The organism is Vibrio comitans (assembly GCA_024346835.1).
GTDB lineage: Bacteria > Pseudomonadota > Gammaproteobacteria > Enterobacterales > Vibrionaceae > Vibrio > Vibrio comitans.
The window spans coordinates 1,326,547-1,342,278 of the sequence record AP024867.1; the positions used below are offsets into that span (position 1 = coordinate 1,326,547).

The 15,732-nt window shown below is 44.6% G+C and carries 15 protein-coding genes; 7 read left to right on the top strand and 8 right to left on the bottom strand.

Annotation, left to right across the window (positions count from 1 at the left end; genetic code table 11):
* Nucleotides 1-41 precede the first annotated feature (41 nt).
* The 4 genes from OCU46_RS19385 to OCU46_RS19400 all read left to right on the top strand — a co-directional run bounded on the left by OCU46_RS19385 (nt 42) and on the right by OCU46_RS19400 (nt 2,620).
* Entirely contained in the window at nt 42-389 is a 348-nt protein-coding gene (locus OCU46_RS19385) for an MFS transporter (protein ID WP_141269316.1), read from the top strand.
* Complete coding sequence (locus OCU46_RS19390) at nt 383-1,606, top strand: HlyD family secretion protein (RefSeq protein WP_141269314.1); 1,224 nt, start codon at nt 383-385, stop codon at nt 1,604-1,606. The genes OCU46_RS19385 and OCU46_RS19390 overlap by 7 nt, the downstream gene beginning before the upstream one ends.
* Before the next feature lie 116 nt (nt 1,607-1,722).
* Nucleotides 1,723-2,136: a glycine zipper family protein gene (locus tag OCU46_RS19395; RefSeq protein ID WP_141269312.1), complete on the top strand. Its 414-nt coding sequence runs from the start codon at nt 1,723-1,725 to the stop codon at nt 2,134-2,136.
* A 103-nt stretch (nt 2,137-2,239) separates the two neighbouring features.
* A complete protein-coding gene (locus tag OCU46_RS19400) occupies nt 2,240-2,620 on the top strand; it encodes a hypothetical protein (RefSeq protein WP_141269310.1) in 381 nt (126 codons plus the stop codon).
* Nucleotides 2,621-2,695: 75 nt separating this feature from the next.
* On the opposite strand, the gene OCU46_RS19405 is transcribed toward OCU46_RS19400, so the two are convergent.
* Together OCU46_RS19405 and OCU46_RS19410 are read right to left on the bottom strand one after the other, a co-directional pair.
* Complete coding sequence (locus OCU46_RS19405) at nt 2,696-4,156, bottom strand: protein adenylyltransferase SelO (RefSeq protein WP_141269308.1); 1,461 nt, start codon at nt 4,154-4,156, stop codon at nt 2,696-2,698.
* Nucleotides 4,157-4,189: 33 nt separating this feature from the next.
* Nucleotides 4,190-5,782, bottom strand: coding sequence for an ABC transporter ATP-binding protein (locus OCU46_RS19410; protein ID WP_141269306.1), 1,593 nt, complete (start codon nt 5,780-5,782; stop codon nt 4,190-4,192).
* Nucleotides 5,783-6,025: 243 nt separating this feature from the next.
* Here OCU46_RS19410 and OCU46_RS19415 point away from each other — a divergent pair, with 243 nt between their 5' ends.
* Nucleotides 6,026-6,268, top strand: coding sequence for a hypothetical protein (locus OCU46_RS19415; RefSeq protein ID WP_141269304.1), 243 nt, complete (start codon nt 6,026-6,028; stop codon nt 6,266-6,268).
* Between the two features lie 64 nt (nt 6,269-6,332).
* Here OCU46_RS19415 and OCU46_RS19420 read toward each other — a convergent pair whose 3' ends face one another.
* The 3 genes from OCU46_RS19420 to OCU46_RS19430 all read right to left on the bottom strand — a co-directional run bounded on the left by OCU46_RS19420 (nt 6,333) and on the right by OCU46_RS19430 (nt 10,356).
* Entirely contained in the window at nt 6,333-7,349 is a 1,017-nt protein-coding gene (locus OCU46_RS19420; RefSeq protein ID WP_141269302.1) for an ABC transporter permease, read from the bottom strand.
* On the bottom strand, nt 7,350-8,441 hold the full coding sequence (locus tag OCU46_RS19425) for a microcin C ABC transporter permease YejB (RefSeq protein WP_141269300.1): 1,092 nt from the start codon (nt 8,439-8,441) through the stop codon (nt 7,350-7,352).
* A 106-nt stretch (nt 8,442-8,547) separates the two neighbouring features.
* Nucleotides 8,548-10,356: an extracellular solute-binding protein gene (locus tag OCU46_RS19430; protein ID WP_141269298.1), complete on the bottom strand. Its 1,809-nt coding sequence runs from the start codon at nt 10,354-10,356 to the stop codon at nt 8,548-8,550.
* 298 nt (nt 10,357-10,654) lie between these two features.
* Between OCU46_RS19430 and OCU46_RS19435 the strand changes: the two genes are divergently transcribed.
* The gene (locus tag OCU46_RS19435) at nt 10,655-11,068 is read left to right on the top strand and encodes a nitrous oxide-stimulated promoter family protein (RefSeq protein ID WP_141269296.1); all 414 of its coding nucleotides are present in this window, start codon (nt 10,655-10,657) and stop codon (nt 11,066-11,068) included.
* 17 nt (nt 11,069-11,085) lie between these two features.
* Here the strand turns inward: OCU46_RS19435 and OCU46_RS19440 are convergent, their stop codons facing one another.
* The gene (locus tag OCU46_RS19440) at nt 11,086-12,498 is read right to left on the bottom strand and encodes a DEAD/DEAH box helicase (protein WP_141269294.1); all 1,413 of its coding nucleotides are present in this window, start codon (nt 12,496-12,498) and stop codon (nt 11,086-11,088) included.
* 426 nt (nt 12,499-12,924) lie between these two features.
* Here OCU46_RS19440 and OCU46_RS19445 point away from each other — a divergent pair, with 426 nt between their 5' ends.
* A complete protein-coding gene (locus OCU46_RS19445; protein WP_141269292.1) occupies nt 12,925-13,842 on the top strand; it encodes a histone deacetylase family protein in 918 nt (305 codons plus the stop codon).
* A 6-nt stretch (nt 13,843-13,848) separates the two neighbouring features.
* Here OCU46_RS19445 and OCU46_RS19450 read toward each other — a convergent pair whose 3' ends face one another.
* A complete protein-coding gene (locus tag OCU46_RS19450; protein WP_141269290.1) occupies nt 13,849-14,571 on the bottom strand; it encodes a phosphatase PAP2 family protein in 723 nt (240 codons plus the stop codon).
* A 126-nt stretch (nt 14,572-14,697) separates the two neighbouring features.
* Nucleotides 14,698-15,519, bottom strand: a complete 822-nt coding sequence (locus tag OCU46_RS19455) for an acyl-CoA thioesterase (RefSeq protein ID WP_141269288.1) — start codon at nt 15,517-15,519, stop codon at nt 14,698-14,700.
* Nucleotides 15,520-15,732 lie beyond the last annotated feature (213 nt).

Below are 15,732 nucleotides of genomic sequence, written 5' to 3' on the forward strand. Positions count from 1 at the left end.
AATACTCAAACTACGCAAAATTAATTTTCTCGAGTATTTTCATGAGTTTATTTGCTGTTCCGTTCGTGGAGACCACGGCTGACACCGTGTTACATGTTGTGGCTTTTGTTGTTCTTATCGGTACTGTCGCGGCTGGCCTATATGGTTTTTGGCGTTTCCACGAATTGCCTATCGATAAAGCCCATAAGCGAGATCATAATCAAGTCGCTCTAATCACTGTACTCACATGGATTGGTTTTCTTTGGCATTGGGTTTGGGTGATAGCGGTGTTCATTGCGTTCGTTGATCTGGAAACGTCATTGGCTCGACTCCGTGATATCTGGAATGCCCCTGTTGGAACGCCTGTTTCAAGCAAATCTAAACAAGCAGAGGAGAGCGAAGCATGCTAGAGGGCTTAGCAGTATGGGCATTGTTTATCTATCTTCTTCGACTAATAGGCATGCCATGGAACAAGGGGACGAAAGCTTTCTCATATCTTGGGGGGAGCGCATGGTTGGTGTTCGTTTGGATAGGTTTAATCAACTATACGCCAATGGATCTCTCTGGTGGCTCGGTTGTGCAATCCCCTCACGTTCAGTTAAGGCCAGGTAGTACCCAAATTAAGGGGAAGGTGACTAAGATTCATGTGAGCCCTAACCAGCAGGTTTCTAAAGGCGATTTGATCTATGAGATCGACCCTGAGCCTTATCAAATTGCGCTTAATCAAGCGAAGGTGACACTTGATAGCACTAAGGTGGCTTATGAGTTGGCTAAAGAAGATATCGCTATCGCCCAGTCGAATCTAAAAGCATCACAAAAAGTCATCGTAATAGAACAAAGTAAGCTAAAAGCAGCCTATGCTGACCTGAAACTAAAACAAAGCACTTTAAAGCGATACGTTGTGCAGGAAGCGGTAGTAAAACACTCGGTTACAGAAGCTCAATTGGAGGAGCAGCAAACGCTAGTGACGTTAGCTCTTCAACAGATTGAAACCAGTAAAGCTGAAATCTCCAAATACGAAGTCGATGCAGGAAAATCGAAACTTGAGATAGAAAAATCAGCGCTCACACTTTCAAACAAGAAAAACGATATTCATCAAGCAATGGAAGCTTTGAATATGGCGCAATGGGATTTAGAGCAAACCAAGGTGTACGCACCGTTAGATGGCTACCTAACTAACTTCATACTTCGTGAAGGACAACTGATAAGCACAATGCCGCGTCTGCACATGTATACCAATGAGAAGTACGTGCTGATGCGCGTAAATCATCAAGCGATACGTAATGTTGAGGCAGGGCAGTTTGCCGAGTTTTCTTCACCTGTATTCCCTGGCAAGGTATTTGCGGCAGAAGTTGAGGGCATTGTTGAAGCGACGGGTGAGTCGCAAGGGAGTTTGCTATCGTTTGACCCAAGTGTTCGTACGACAACCGGCAAAAACGTGAACAACAAGCACCACTTTGTGCGCTTAAAGATTCATGAGAGTGAAAATTATGACATTCCGGTAGGCTCGGTAGGCTTGGCGTGGATTAGCGGAGATAAACCTGCCTCATTTATGAACTTTTTGGACGCAATTCGCGGTATCATCATTCGTATGAAATCGCAGATTTACTTCTTGTATTCAATGTAAGGCTTCATTTATAAGCCCTGTGAATATATAAACCAAAGCTTGCTTTATATATACAACACTGAGTTTGCCACACAATATGTATCATCTTTTGTGTGGCAAATTGAGTAGCATTTGATATGAAAAAACTTCGAGCAACCCTGTTAGTTGGTGTACTTAGCACAGCGTTTACTCTTCCTGTTAGTGCCCATGGATTGGTTTATGATCAAGGACAATACGATTCAGATCAGTTCAGCGAAGACATGGTGTACTGTGAAGGATTGGGACTACAAGCCCCTCAAGAAGAGGCTGATAACGTCGTGCAAGAAACCGCTAAACGAGGTGCTAGAGGCGCAACTGCTGGTGCAGTAGCGGGCAGTGTATCAGGTAATTCTGGATCAGATGCGGCGAAAACCGGTGCAGCTATTGGTATGACCCTTGGGATACTAGGAAACAGAGGTAAGCGTAATGCGGTAGAAGCGAGTAACCAAGAGGCTTACTCTGAGGTGGTGCGTAACTGCATGTCAGGCAGAGGCTATGTCGCTCTAAACTAAGCGCTTAGCTTACCCAAAATGGCTATAAATAATTAATGGCAATACTCCAGTATCGTTTGTCTATTGAAGATGAATGAGCACCGACACCAAGGTATCTCTTGTTATGAAAAAATCAGTTATGTTTAGCTTTACTGCTTCTGTTTTGGCTTTGTTTACCGCTACGCAAGCAATGGCACTAACGGTTAACCCACCTCCAACGACAGAAACATTTATTCAGCAAGCGCGATGTGGCGGCTATGCAGCGTTCTTGGCGAAAGAGGCCAATATTTCTCAATACCATGACAGGATGTTTAAACATATTGAACAAGCTGCTGTAACGACGTTGGCATTGAATCCAGGCATCACTGAGGGGGAAGCGTTAGTATCCGCAGCTTCAGAAACCGCTCGTCAATTAGGCTGGGAGCAAGCAAACGCGTTTCATTCTGGTGACATGCAAACCCACCAAAAGATGATCATGAATCAATATCTTGAGCAATGTAGCTAACGCAAGATGAGCTGAATGCGCTTTTCATAGACACTATTGTGGCTGATTATTATTGTGACTCAATAGAAAGCCAAGTTATGAAGAGCAGCTAAGGCAAATGCCTTTTTGGTCATTGCGTGGTGGCAGTGACCAATGAGATGGGCATGCGTGTTCAACAAATGGGTTCGCTAACACCTTAAGCCACGTCTCCAAAATATCAAACTCTCCATTTTCAACCTGTTCGATCGCTTCTTGTGCTAGGTGCGTACGTAAAATGTATTTGGGGTTTACCCTTTGCATTAACGTCTGACGTTCCTGATCATTACTGTAATCCAGTAGAACACGTTTCTTATAACCGGCAAGCCAAGTGATGAATTCAGGCTTGTTCAGTGTGCTATCAAGCGTTGTTTCAGCCCAATCATTCGGGCTAGTTTCAGATAAAACTCGCAGCGTGTAATGAAAATCGAGCCCTAACTTTTCCATCAATTCTAAGCAAGAGTTGATAAGCTCAGGGTCGTTTTCGTGCTTACTTTGCAATCCAAAGCGTGCCCGCATTAATCGTCGATATTGAGCTTGAATCTGCGGGGCATAGCCCTGTAAAGATGTCTCTATTTGTTTGCTATCAATCAAAGATGACAGCGCATAACCTAGCGCGGATAGATTCCATTGCCCAATACCAGGCTGCTGGTGGAACGCATAGCGTCCACTGTAGTCGCTATGATTACAAATATGCTTTGATAAATAAGTATCGAGGAAGGCAAAGGGACCATAGTCAAAGGTGAGGCCCAATATCGACATGTTATCGGTATTCATTACGCCGTGACAAAACCCATAGGCTTGCCAATGAGCGATCATACTTGCTGTACGCTTGGTAACTTCTTGAAAAAATGCCGCATACTTGTCGTGAGAATCTTCTAAATCAGGCATGTGCCAGTGAATAATGTAATCCGCTAACGCTTTTAATTCGGCGGGTTGTCCGCTGTAAAAGAGGTATTCAAAGTGACCAAAACGAACATGGCTAGGAGCTATACGCAGTAGAGTTGCCGCAGATTCTATTTCTTCTCTTTGTATTGGCGTTTTTGCACCTGAGAGTGCTAAGGCGCAGGTGGTAGGTATCCCCAATCCGTCCATAGCAGCGCTGATTAGGTACTCTCTGACGCTTGAACGAATAACCGCTCGTCCATCAGCTCCTCGTGAGTAGGGAGTCTGACCACTGCCTTTAAGATGAAAATCCCACTTTTCGCCTTTGTCATCCACAAACTCGGTGAGTAAGAGTCCTCTACCATCACCAAGATCTGGGTTGTATTGACCAAACTGATGACCTGTGTACTTCATCGCAATCGGTGACCAAGAATCGAGAATGCCTTGGCCTGAAAGAAGCTGTGTGAGTATTTCATCGCCTACAGACTCTATATCAATGCCTAGGGTTTTTGCTAAGCGATGATTAGCATGGATAAGGTAAGGATCATCCAGTGGTGTCGGATTGACTCTGCTTGACAGTGAAGCGCCAAGATCGGCATAAGTGTGGCAGTAATCTAGCTGATCTAAGCGTTTCATAGATAGAGTTAACCTTAGGTTGTGAAATGACGGCTACATTTGTGACAATGTAACTAATTGCTGTGTGTAATCGTGTTTAGGTGCATTAAATACTTGCTCTGTTGCTCCGTATTCCACTACTTCGCCAGCCTTTAGTACCATAGTGTCATGGCACAGTGAACGGACAACGTTAAGATCGTGGCTAATAAACAGGTAGGTCAAGCCGTACTTACGCTGTAACTGTTTGAGAAGTTCTAATACCTGTGCCTGTACAGTGCGATCTAAAGAGGATGTTGGTTCATCAAGCAGGATAAACTCAGGCTTAAGGATTAACGCTCTAGCAATCGCTATACGCTGTCTTTGCCCACCAGAAAACTCGTTGGGATATCGATGACGGGTTTCTGGGTCGAGATCCACTTCTTGCATTACCCGGCAGATTTCAGCGTCGATTTCGCTATCTGTTAGGTCCTGATGCACACGTAAACCCTCACCAATGATCTGGGCAACTGACATTCTCGGGTTTAGAGCAGAGAAGGGGTCTTGAAAGACTACCTGCATACGGCTTCTAAGGGGCAACATCTGTTTTCGATCTAATGACGAAAGCTGTTTGCTATCAAAGACAATCCCGCCATTACTGTCTACCAATCGAAGGATAGCCATGCCTGTTGTGGATTTACCTGAACCACTTTCACCCACCAAGCCGAGAGTGTGACCCTTTTTGAGGGTGAAGTTAACACCTGTTACCGCTTTAGTATGGTCGATAACACGTTTAAATATTCCGCCTGTAATGGGGAACCAAACCTTTAAATCATGCGCCTCAACTAAGCTTGCATTGGTATCGGCGACTTCTACCGGCGATCCAGAAGGGTCAGCATCAATCAGCATCTTTGTATAAGGATGTTTTGGGTCTTTAAAAAGCGATTGGCATTCACCGGTTTCGACGAGCTTACCTTCTTTCATTACGCATACGCGATTAGCGATACGCCTAACAATACTTAAATCGTGAGTGATGAAGAGCATTGCCATACCAAGCTCTTGCTGAAGATCCACCAGCAAATCCAGTATTTGTGCTTGAACGGATACGTCTAGAGCCGTAGTGGGCTCATCGGCAATAAGTAGCTCTGGCTCATTAATCAGCGCAAGTGCAATCATCACTCGCTGCCTTTCACCTCCGCTAAGTTCATGGGGGTAGGCGTTAATCTTTTGCTCTGGATTTCGAATACCGACCTTGTTTAGCCAGGTTAGGGCGAGAGCTTTCGCTTTATTTGCACGAAGGCCGCGATGTATCTCGACAGTTTCAACTAATTGACGACCAATTTTATGAAGAGGATTGAGAGACACCATAGGTTCTTGGAATATCATGCCGATACGACCACCACGTACGCCACGCATACGGCGTTCAGACAGAGTGAGTAGCTCTTCTTTGTCGAAGTGTATGGTTCCAGTTTGATAGACAGTACTGGCTTTAGGAAGCAGGCGCAAAATTGCGTTGGCAGTAACTGACTTACCTGAGCCACTTTCACCCACTAAGGCGAGGGTTTCACCTTTGTTCACCGATAAACTCACGTTGTGCGTTACCGTCCTTGGGTTATTTTTACCACCAAAGGCAACCGATAGATTATCAATGTGTAGTAGCGCTTGCGTCATGTCATTCCTTGTTGTGGTGTTATTAGCTCAACCAATAAATCAGATGAATGGGGTTTGGTTGAGTAAATAGTGTCTGCAAATAGATGTACAGATACTAATCAAAAGTTGCGTCATGGCTCTCATTTTCTCAAATAAAATGTAGCCCATTCAAATAAATTAATATATCTTATTTGTAGTATTTAAATACAATACGGTTTCGAAAACTCTGTCTTGTACCCCCCTAAATTGACTCAGGAGGCTAATATGCCAAAAGAAATCTATAGATCAGCTTACAGCCTCGCAAAAGAAGCGGAACTGCACCTTCAATTGGCGCAAAAATGTCTACGCTCTCTAGATGCGACCGTTAACGAAGCACTTCAGCAAGCAACTACAATGGTTGATACTATTGCTGGCCAAAACGAATCTAGCCTATCGGCTACAACGGATCTTGCTAACGAGCTGAAACAATCTATCGAACGTCTTAAGCTTTCAGAGCAAACAAGCTAATAAGCAATCCAGTGTTGTTATTCAATTTTACTTAAGAGGCGTTTAACGCCTCTTTTTTTATACCTTACGCTTGTGCGTGAGGGTCAAACGCGTCTCGCACCGCCTCTCCAATAAACACCAACAGACTAAGCATTATCGACAAAACGATAAATGCAGAAAATCCGAGCCATGGTGCTTGAAGATTAGCCTTACCTTGAGCAAGTAACTCGCCCAACGAGGGAGAGCCACTAGGCAAGCCAAACCCCAAGAAATCTAACGAGGTTAGGGTGGTCACTGACCCAGAAAGAATAAAAGGGATCATGGTAAGTGTTGCTACCATAGCGTTTGGTAGCATGTGTCTACTGATGATGCGCTTATCACTGACGCCTAGTGCGTGAGCAGCCTTTACATAGTCAAAGTTACGGCATCTTAAAAACTCGGCACGTACCACACCTACCAAGCTCATCCAGCTAAATAGCACCATAATGCCAAGTAGCCACCAAAAGCTCGGCTCCACAAAACTGGATAAAATAATAAGCAAGAATAGGGTAGGCATGCCTGACCAAACCTCAATAAAACGTTGGCCTATAAGATCAAGTTTTCCGCCGTAATAGCCCTGAGTTGCCCCCACAACGACCCCTATGATGCTACTGACAATAGTGAGTACAAAGCCAAATAAAACTGAGATACGAAATCCGTAAATAATACGCGCAAGCACATCTCGACCTCTATCGTCAGTGCCTAACCAGTTCACTGAATCTGGCGCGGAAGGTGCAGGGCCTGGTAGGTTGTAGTTAATGGTGTCGTAGCTAAAGCGAATGATTGGCCAAAGCATGTAGCCTTTTTCATTAATTAGGTCTTGTACATAGGGATCGGTATAGTCCGCTTCGGCTGCAAACTCACCACCGAACTCTATCTCGGAGTATTGCTTGGCAATAGGGAAGTACCAACCTTCGTCAAAGCTGATAAATAGCGGTTTGTCATTGGCAACCAGTTCAGCAAACAAACTGACCGTAAACAACAGAGTGAAAATCCACAGAGACCAGAAGCCTCGTCTATTGGATTTGAATCGTTCAATTCGAAGTTTGAGTAATGGGTTCATTTATCTGGCCTCAAAATCAATGCGGGGATCAACCCATGAATAGGTGAGATCAGAAATAATGCTGAGCAATAGCCCAAGTAAGGTCATGATATATAAAGAGCTAAATACCACTGGATAGTCTCTTTGAATGGTGGACTCAAAGCCGAGAAGCCCGATGCCTTCGAGAGAAAACATGACTTCAATCAGCATCGAGCCGGTGAAGAAGATACTGATAAACGCGCTTGGGAAGCCCGCAATAATAATCAGCATCGCGTTGCGAAACACGTGCTTGTAGAGAATGCTGTTTTCATCCAACCCTTTAGCCCTTGCCGTGACAACATACTGCTTATTGATTTCGTCGAGGAAGGAGTTTTTGGTTAGCATGGTTAGGGTCGCAAAACCACCAATCACCATAGCTAGCGTCGGTAGGGTGAGATGCCAGAAGTAATCGATGACTTTTTGATACCATTTAAGCTGATCAAAGTCGGATGAGACTAAACCTCGCAGAGGGAACCAGTCTAGGTAGTTACCACTAGCAAAAACGATGATAAGTAATATCGCAAATAAGAAGCCTGGTATCGCATAGCCCACAATTACCAATGCGCTGGTCCAAATATCGAAACGAGAGCCGTGATGAATCGCTTTTACTATGCCTAGAGGAATGGAGATCAGGTAGATGATCAAAGTACTCCAGAGCCCTAGAGATATTGATACGGGTAAGCGTTCGACAATGAGGTCGATGACATCGCCTCCTTTAAATAGGCTTTGGCCAAAATCAAAGGTGATGTAGTTCTTCAGCATTTCAAAGTAACGAACGTGTATGGGTTTATCGAAGCCAAATTGTTTTTTTATCGCTTCAATTACCTCGGGATCCATCCCTCTTGAGCCACGATAACCGGTAGTTTGTGCATCGGCATTCGCCGCGCTCAGTTCGACTTCTTGTCCACCACCGGTAAAACGCTCCATTACGCCAGAGTCTAGCCCTTCCATTTGAGCAATAGCTTGCTCCACTGGGCCGCCAGGTGCTATCTGGATGACAAAAAAGTTGATGGTGATAATAGCCCATAGGGTGGGGATGACCAGCAACAGGCGTCTTATTATATAAGCTGACATAACTCTCTATGTTTAGAAGGGTAATACTAAATGTATACCAACCTAGACTTGCAAATCGCAGTTACAATGTAACAAAACTGAGCCTAAGTTGGTATGAAACAAATGATTAACGACGTTTTGGTGGCAATTTTTGTGCCTTTTCGGTATCAACCCACCAAGTATCTAATCCTAGGTCGTACTCTGGACGAATCTCTGGACGGGCAAATTTATCCCAAGTAGCGACCCGAAATGCTCCAGTATGCCATGCTGGAATGGCGTAGAAGTTCCATGTCAGCACGCGATCTAGGGCAGGTCCCAAGGCTTTTAATTTTTCGGGATCTTGCTGGTGGGTATCGATTTCTTCTGTGAGGTAGTCGATAGCCTTGTTTCGCACACCCGCTTGGTTGTAGGTACTATCAATGAAGTTGCTGTTCCACACAATTTTAAGGTTTGTGCTTGGATAAGCGTTGGCAGAATATGATGAAAAGATCATGTCGTAATCGCGCTCATGCCAGCGCTTAAGGTATTGAGTTGTATCAACCGTACGAATCTTCATGTTGATGCCTATATTGCTCAGATTCTTTTTCAAAGGATCGGCAATACGTTCTGTTGTAGGGCTGTATACCATTAACTCAAATTCAAACGGCTTACCTGTTTTACTGTTGGTCAGTACGCCATTTTTGGTTTCCCAACCTGCTTCTTTGAGTAATTTAATCGCTGTACGCATTTGTGTGCGGATTCTTCCCGAAGCATCACTTTTCGGTGGAGCGTATGACTCACCAAACACGCGCTCTGGTACTTGATCTTTAATAGGTTCTAGTACCTCAAGCTCCGCAGCACTTGGCTTACCTTGAGCTTGATACTCAGTATTCTGGAAGTAGCTACTGGTGCGAGCGTACTGCTGGTAGAACATGTTCTTATTCATCCACTCGAAATCCAATGCGTAGGTGAGGGCTTCACGTACTTTGGGGTCTTTGAATATGTCGCTTTCCGTATTGTAGATAAAGCCTTGCATGCTCTGAGGGATTTGGTGGGCGATCTCTTCTTTGATTATGTAGCCTTTATCAAAATTGGTGCCTGTGTATGAAGTAGCCCAAAACTTAGCCGTACCCTCTTGCCTTAGGTCATATTCCCCTGCTTTAAATGCTTCAAGCATCACGGTGTCATCGCGGTAATAATCGTACTGGATAGTATCGAAGTTATTTCTGCCGATATTTACTGGTAAGGATTCAGCCCAGTAATCTTTGACGCGTGTATAGGTAATGCTTTGCCCTGATTTGAATGAATCAATCTTATAAGGTCCACTACCTACCGGAGGTTGGGCCAAAGGCTGGCTCAGGTCTTTGTCTTTCCAGAAATGTTCTGGGAGGACAGCCATTCCTTGGGCTAAAGCAAACAGTACATCTCTGTCAGGCTCTGCCATCTCAATTCTTGCGGTTTTGTCGTTAAGCGCCTTAACGGATTTGATCTTCTTAAAGTAGGTTTTATATTGTGGAACACCTTGGTCTAGAAACTTTTGAAAAGTGAACTCGACGTCTTTAGCGGTGATCGGCACGCCATCTTGAAACTTAGCGTTAGGGTTAATGTCGACTTCCATCCAAGAAAAATCATCTTCATAGCGCACCTTCTCTGCAATCAGAGGGTAAGAAGTATTGATTTCATCGGTAGGAGAAAACATCAAAGTATCGTAGATTTCCCCTGTCATAGCGCCAGGCTTACCGCGAGAACCATAGCGGTTAAAGCTATCATAGGTACCAATAGCGCCATAGGTGACATGGCCACCTTTAGGTGCTGAAGGGTTTACGTAGTCTAGATGTTCAAAACCCGAAGGATGTTTGGCTTCACCAAAACCGGATAAATAGGTAGATTCGATCACCTCTGCGTGAAGCCATGGTGAACAAAGAATAGCGCCTGTGAGCAGCGTCCTTTTAAGCATGTAACTCTCCGTTTCCCTATCGAAATATTGCCCATTGATGTAGTTGTGTGGGGCAAAGTGCTCTTGCTAATCATTCTATTATCTTAGCTAAAACAAAGCTAAGTATTTCAATAATAGTGATAAATCTTGGTTTTATTTTGAGTACCTGCTCAGAAGTTAGTTCCATTGGGTGGATTGACTGGCGCTGTTTTGTACATATTAAGAAGAATAAAGAGACTTGGTGCTAAATCGAGACAGATGGAATGGAAGAATGGGCTTTATAAGTTATATACTGGATGTATCTTATTGGTCATGAGAAATGGTTTTGCAAAGTCAGCGACAACTAGACGAAATATTAAGTGGTGAACTGCTTAAAGAATATAAGACTGTGCACGCAATGATTAAGATCTATTGTGCGAAGCACCATGGGGTTTTACATGGTTTATGTGAGGAGTGCGCCGAACTAAGTGAATACGCGAAGACTAAGTTAGATCGCTGCGTATTTGGTCAAAATAAGCCGACGTGTAATCGATGCCCTGTGCATTGCTATCGACCAAAGCCAAAAGAAACTATGCGTGCAGTAATGCGATTTTCTGGGCCAAGAATGTTATTTAAGCACCCTTTATTGGCGATACGCCATTTGCGTCATGAAAAGAAAGGGGTGCCAGAAGTGCCGAAACAGAACGTCTCCAATCGACACCTCAGAAAGCAAGCAAAAAGCGAAAAGCAGTAAGCTTTCCGCTGTTAATGCTAAGTATTGCTGTTATTAGCATTACTGCTGCGCTGCGGGCGACGTCTTGGTCTTGGTTTAGCGCCATCGCGAGAGGTTGCAGGTTTGTTTTGTTGGTTTCCTTTGGATTCACTGCCTTGGCCTGAACCACGCCTTGTTGAATGGCGTTTGTTCTTGTTGGCTGGTTTATGTCCTTGAGCATTTTCAGCTGAACGTTGACCATCTTTGTGTTCAACCCGCGGCTTTTTAGGTTTCTTTGGCTTGATAGGGCGTGTATCAAGCTTTGATTCAGGAATGGCGTTAACAGGCTTAAAGCCTTCCATTTCATGACGCTCTAGTACTTTGCCAATCAGTCTCTCGATTGCAAATAATTCTTTGGTTTCATCAGCGCATACCAAAGAGTAAGCCTTGCCTGTTTCCCCCGCGCGGCCGGTACGACCAATGCGGTGTACATAGTCTTCAGATACATGGGGCAGATCAAAGTTAACCACTTGAGGAAGCTGCGGGATATCAAGGCCACGCGCGGCGATATCTGTTGCCACCAAGACGCGAATTTTACCTGTTTTGAACTCTTCTAGAGCTTTAGTACGTGCGCCTTGGCTTTTGTTTCCGTGAATAGGCAGAGCAGATATTTTCTCTGCTTCTAGGAAGCGAGCTAAGCGGTTCGCGCCATGTTTAGTTTTGCTGAATACGAGCACTTGCTGCCAATCACCTTGCTTAATAAGTTTGGCAAGGATGGCTGATTTTTGGCGCTTATCGGATACGTAAACGCTCTGCTCAACCAGTTGAGTGGTCGAGTTTGGTGGATTTACCGACACTTCTACTGGATTGTTTACAAGGCCGCGAGCAAGCTCTCTGATTTCTGGAGAGAAGGTCGCTGAGAACAAAAGGTTCTGGCGCTGTTTAGGTAACAGATTAAGGATACGTTTAATATCGCGGAAAAAGCCCATGTCTAGCATGCGATCGGCTTCATCGAGTACCAACACTTCTAATTCAGAGAACTTCACTGCATTTTGGCTGTGTAAATCTAACAGGCGGCCTGGGGTCGCAACTAATACATCGCACCCTTTGCGTAGGTTAAGCATCTGTGGGTTGATCTTAACGCCACCAAAAACAACAGTAGAAGTTGTTTCTAGGTGTGCGCCGTATTTTACAACGCTGTCATGAACCTGCGCTGCAAGTTCACGTGTTGGTGTTAAGACAAGCGCGCGAACATGGTTTCCTTTTGGTCTTGGCCCTGAACTCAGTCTCTCTAGCAGTGGCAGAGTAAAGCCTGCTGTTTTACCTGTACCTGTTTGAGCTGCGGCCATAACGTCCTTGCCTTCAATAATGGCAGGGATGGCTTTTTCTTGGATAGGAGAAGCCTTTGTATAGCCTAATTCGTCAATAGCACGAAGGATAGGGGCTGATAGACCAAGGGAGTCAAAACTCATAGATGTTCTCGATGTGAAAGTAGTGAAGGCGGATTTGCCTGCAAATAAGCTAGTAGGAGCGTAGTTGAATAATGTGAAAAACGCTCACCTTCTAGGGCCTGTTGATCTTTTGCGATTAAATTTTGCTCGACCAGAAGCCATTTAATCAAGGCGAGTGTCTTGCCGCCTAGTCATCTAAGCAAAAGACGCTCAACGATGAGTAAATGGCTTCTGGCCGAGCCCTTCGGGTAGCGGTTTGTTGGGCATTTCTACGGCGTTAGTCCCTTTTCATGTGGAACCACCACACCTAAAAGTGGCTGCCTTGTATAAATACCCAACAAAAATCAACTCAAAAGGTCAACAGGCCCTAAGAAGGGGCGCCATTTTGCTTTCTTTTGTGAGATACATCAATAAGAATATACAGACCTTGGTAAAACAAAACGTTAGATGCTTCCATTAATTTATCACCCTATCTATTCAGATCTGCCGCTTCCTGAAGGGCACCGCTACCCGATCATGAAATATAAGCTGCTGTATGACGCAGTGAATATTGAGATTCACCTAAGGGAATTAGACCTAAAGCGCGTGCGCTTTTTCCAACCACAGGCGATGCCTTTGGAGGGTATAGCACAGTGCCACGACTCAGATTATATAAATCAGCTCTCTACTGGCGACTTGCCTGCACCTAAAATGCGTCGAATAGGTTTTCCTTGGAGCGAGCAGTTAATTAAAAGAACGCTTACCTCGACATCAGGCACTGTGATGACGGTCCAAAAAGCCATTGAACAGGGAATTGCGATACATCTTAGCGGTGGATACCATCATGCACATGCAAACTATGGTAGTGGTTTTTGCTTGTTTAACGATTTGGTAGTTGCCGCTAATGAAGCGCTAAAACATAGTGATGTGGACTCAGTCATGATCATAGATAGCGATGTGCATCATGGGGATGGTACTGCTACGTTATGTGCTGAAAACTCAGATATTACGACTGTATCATTTCATTGTGACAAGAATTTCCCTGCGCGAAAGCCCAACTCTGATATTGATGTGCCCTTGGCGAAAGGAACAACCGGCGAAGAGTTTTTAGCTTCGTTTACTTCAGTGGTAGAAATGGCGGTGAATCTCTATCGCCCCGATCTTATTTTATATGATGCAGGTGTGGATATTCACGAAGGCGATGAGCTAGGATTTCTGGCGGTAAGTACAGAGGCGATCTACCAAAGAGATAGATTCATGCTTGAGTTCGCGATACAGCGCAATATCCCTATCGCTGCGGTAGTGGGTGGCGGCTACCGCAGTGATCATCGAGATCTTGTGCCTATTCACATGCAGCTTTTTAAGGCCGCATTTGATCTAATATGAATAAGCCTAGTTAGAATGATGGTCGGCTTGATTGGGAGCAGGTATCAATGCCGCGATAATGGCGACGACAATGCTAGAGCCAATCAGGTCTTCTGGGCGATGCATACCCAGCCACAACCTGCTGAATCCCACAGCGAGACCCCAAGTGAAAACAATGCCTAGCATTAGGTATTGCTTTCGTTTCAGGAATAAACCGCCAAAGAAGAATACACACAGAGCAACAAATACAGTGTGACCAGATGGAAAAGAGTAGTCGGTTTCTCCCTGCCAGTGAATGGTTCTCCAGTGAGACACCTTTTGAGATGCGCTTTCTATGACACTGTTTTGAGTAGGAAGATCGAGCTCGTAAAAGCTACTCGGAGAATCAACGAGATGCAGTTGAGTTAATGTTTCTGTATACGGACGAGGGCTTTTCGTTATCTCTTTCATTGCTGTTTTTGCTGCAAATGAGAGAACTAATAGGACACCTAACTGAGTCATCAGCAAAAAGAGTTGCTTCTTATTGGTTGTGCGAAATGCGGTGATGGCGACAAAGAACGCCAGAGTAATAAGGAAACCTTGGGAACCAGCAGAGTAGGTGAGATAGGTAAGGATAGCCCCGGTAGAGCTTGATGCAGGGCTGAGCAAGTCGATATTCGGTATAACGCTTGATAATAAACCTACCGCTAATAAGAATCCGCCTATAGTGAGAAGTCCAGCCCCATTATTTTTCCAGTATTGCATTTGCATTGTCTAGCTTCGCTCCTAATTAATGGGCCGGTATTGTAGCGCGCTTCGGCTAGACGTCATAAAATTGAAACTTATATTGCGTTTACTTGCCTGATAGTTGAACGATTATATGTGGAAACGTTAGATTTAACTCGCTAAATCAACGCTTTGGCGACTAATGGCGACCAGATGATTATCTTCATTCCAGATGTTCGCTTCCACGTGGGCATAACCACCGGCCATCTTTCTGATATCAGATTGGTAGGCAAACCACTGTGTACCTAAATCTTCATGGTTGGCTGCGGGGAACTCTAAATTCCACATCATGATGGTTCCAGCGTTTCGCGTGTTTACCTCTGTGCTTACGTCTTTTGGCCACGCGTCGATAAGGCAAATAAGATGAGCGCCGGTTGTTCGTACTGGAGAGGCTTTCAACTTCATCCATCCATGATTATGAGAGACATCTTGAGTTGTGTTGGGCTGAGGCGTTTTGGCTATGGCGAAATCAACTTGTTGTGTATAAGAAGCGTTGTTGTCTGTTGGTCTATCTGCCGCGGTGGCATGAAGCTTTGGTAATAATTCAAAAGAGGGTAGCTGTGGTGTTTGCTGAGGGGGATTCACTAATGAGGCACTTGACGCTATAGCCACACCGAAACAAGAGTGTTGAACCACTACCACTTCGTCATTTTGCACAATCCGACCTGTTACTTTAGAGTGCCTGCTGTCTTCGTGTAACAGCTCTATTTCAAACGTAAACGGCGTATCGATCAACAGTGAACTGATAAAGTTTGTTTTGACTGAATAAAGCGGTCTACCCAGAGTGGCAAGTGGAGAGGTTACGTGAAACAAAAGTGCTGCTGTTAGCCCGCCAAACACAGTATCTCCTTGAGACCAATGTTCTGGCACGACCATGCTCGTGTTGTTTGAAGCGCACCGCTCGGCTGTTTTTAAAAGCTCATCTATGTGCATATATAACACCTATATGTTACATGGTTGTAACGAACAATATACTGGTCTAATCAGGTTGATCAATACACTATCTTGTGGAGTGTGACTCAGGTTGCACAGATGTTAACGCGAAGGTGTTTTGCTGTAACATTTAAAAGGTGGGAAATTGACTCTTACAAGGATGTGGAGTGAAAGAAAACTTGACTCAAAAGCGGTTTCGCTCTTAGCTCTAGT

Excerpts from the sequence above, each read along its gene's own strand:
- OCU46_RS19425 (WP_141269300.1), bottom strand. The coding sequence starts at position 8,441 with ATGTCAGCTTATATAATAAGACGCCTGTTGCTGGTCATCCCCACCCTA.
- OCU46_RS19455 (WP_141269288.1), bottom strand. The coding sequence starts at position 15,519 with ATGCACATAGATGAGCTTTTAAAAACAGCCGAGCGGTGCGCTTCAAAC.
- OCU46_RS19395 (WP_141269312.1), top strand. The coding sequence starts at position 1,723 with ATGAAAAAACTTCGAGCAACCCTGTTAGTTGGTGTACTTAGCACAGCG.
- OCU46_RS19445 (WP_141269292.1), top strand. The coding sequence starts at position 12,925 with ATGCTTCCATTAATTTATCACCCTATCTATTCAGATCTGCCGCTTCCT.
- OCU46_RS19385 (WP_141269316.1), top strand. The coding sequence starts at position 42 with ATGAGTTTATTTGCTGTTCCGTTCGTGGAGACCACGGCTGACACCGTG.
- OCU46_RS19415 (WP_141269304.1), top strand. The coding sequence starts at position 6,026 with ATGCCAAAAGAAATCTATAGATCAGCTTACAGCCTCGCAAAAGAAGCG.
- OCU46_RS19440 (WP_141269294.1), bottom strand. The coding sequence starts at position 12,498 with ATGAGTTTTGACTCCCTTGGTCTATCAGCCCCTATCCTTCGTGCTATT.
- OCU46_RS19430 (WP_141269298.1), bottom strand. The coding sequence starts at position 10,356 with ATGCTTAAAAGGACGCTGCTCACAGGCGCTATTCTTTGTTCACCATGG.
- OCU46_RS19450 (WP_141269290.1), bottom strand. The coding sequence starts at position 14,571 with ATGCAAATGCAATACTGGAAAAATAATGGGGCTGGACTTCTCACTATA.
- OCU46_RS19420 (WP_141269302.1), bottom strand. The coding sequence starts at position 7,349 with ATGAACCCATTACTCAAACTTCGAATTGAACGATTCAAATCCAATAGA.
- OCU46_RS19390 (WP_141269314.1), top strand. The coding sequence starts at position 383 with ATGCTAGAGGGCTTAGCAGTATGGGCATTGTTTATCTATCTTCTTCGA.
- OCU46_RS19400 (WP_141269310.1), top strand. The coding sequence starts at position 2,240 with ATGAAAAAATCAGTTATGTTTAGCTTTACTGCTTCTGTTTTGGCTTTG.
- OCU46_RS19405 (WP_141269308.1), bottom strand. The coding sequence starts at position 4,156 with ATGAAACGCTTAGATCAGCTAGATTACTGCCACACTTATGCCGATCTT.
- OCU46_RS19410 (WP_141269306.1), bottom strand. The coding sequence starts at position 5,782 with ATGACGCAAGCGCTACTACACATTGATAATCTATCGGTTGCCTTTGGT.
- OCU46_RS19435 (WP_141269296.1), top strand. The coding sequence starts at position 10,655 with ATGGTTTTGCAAAGTCAGCGACAACTAGACGAAATATTAAGTGGTGAA.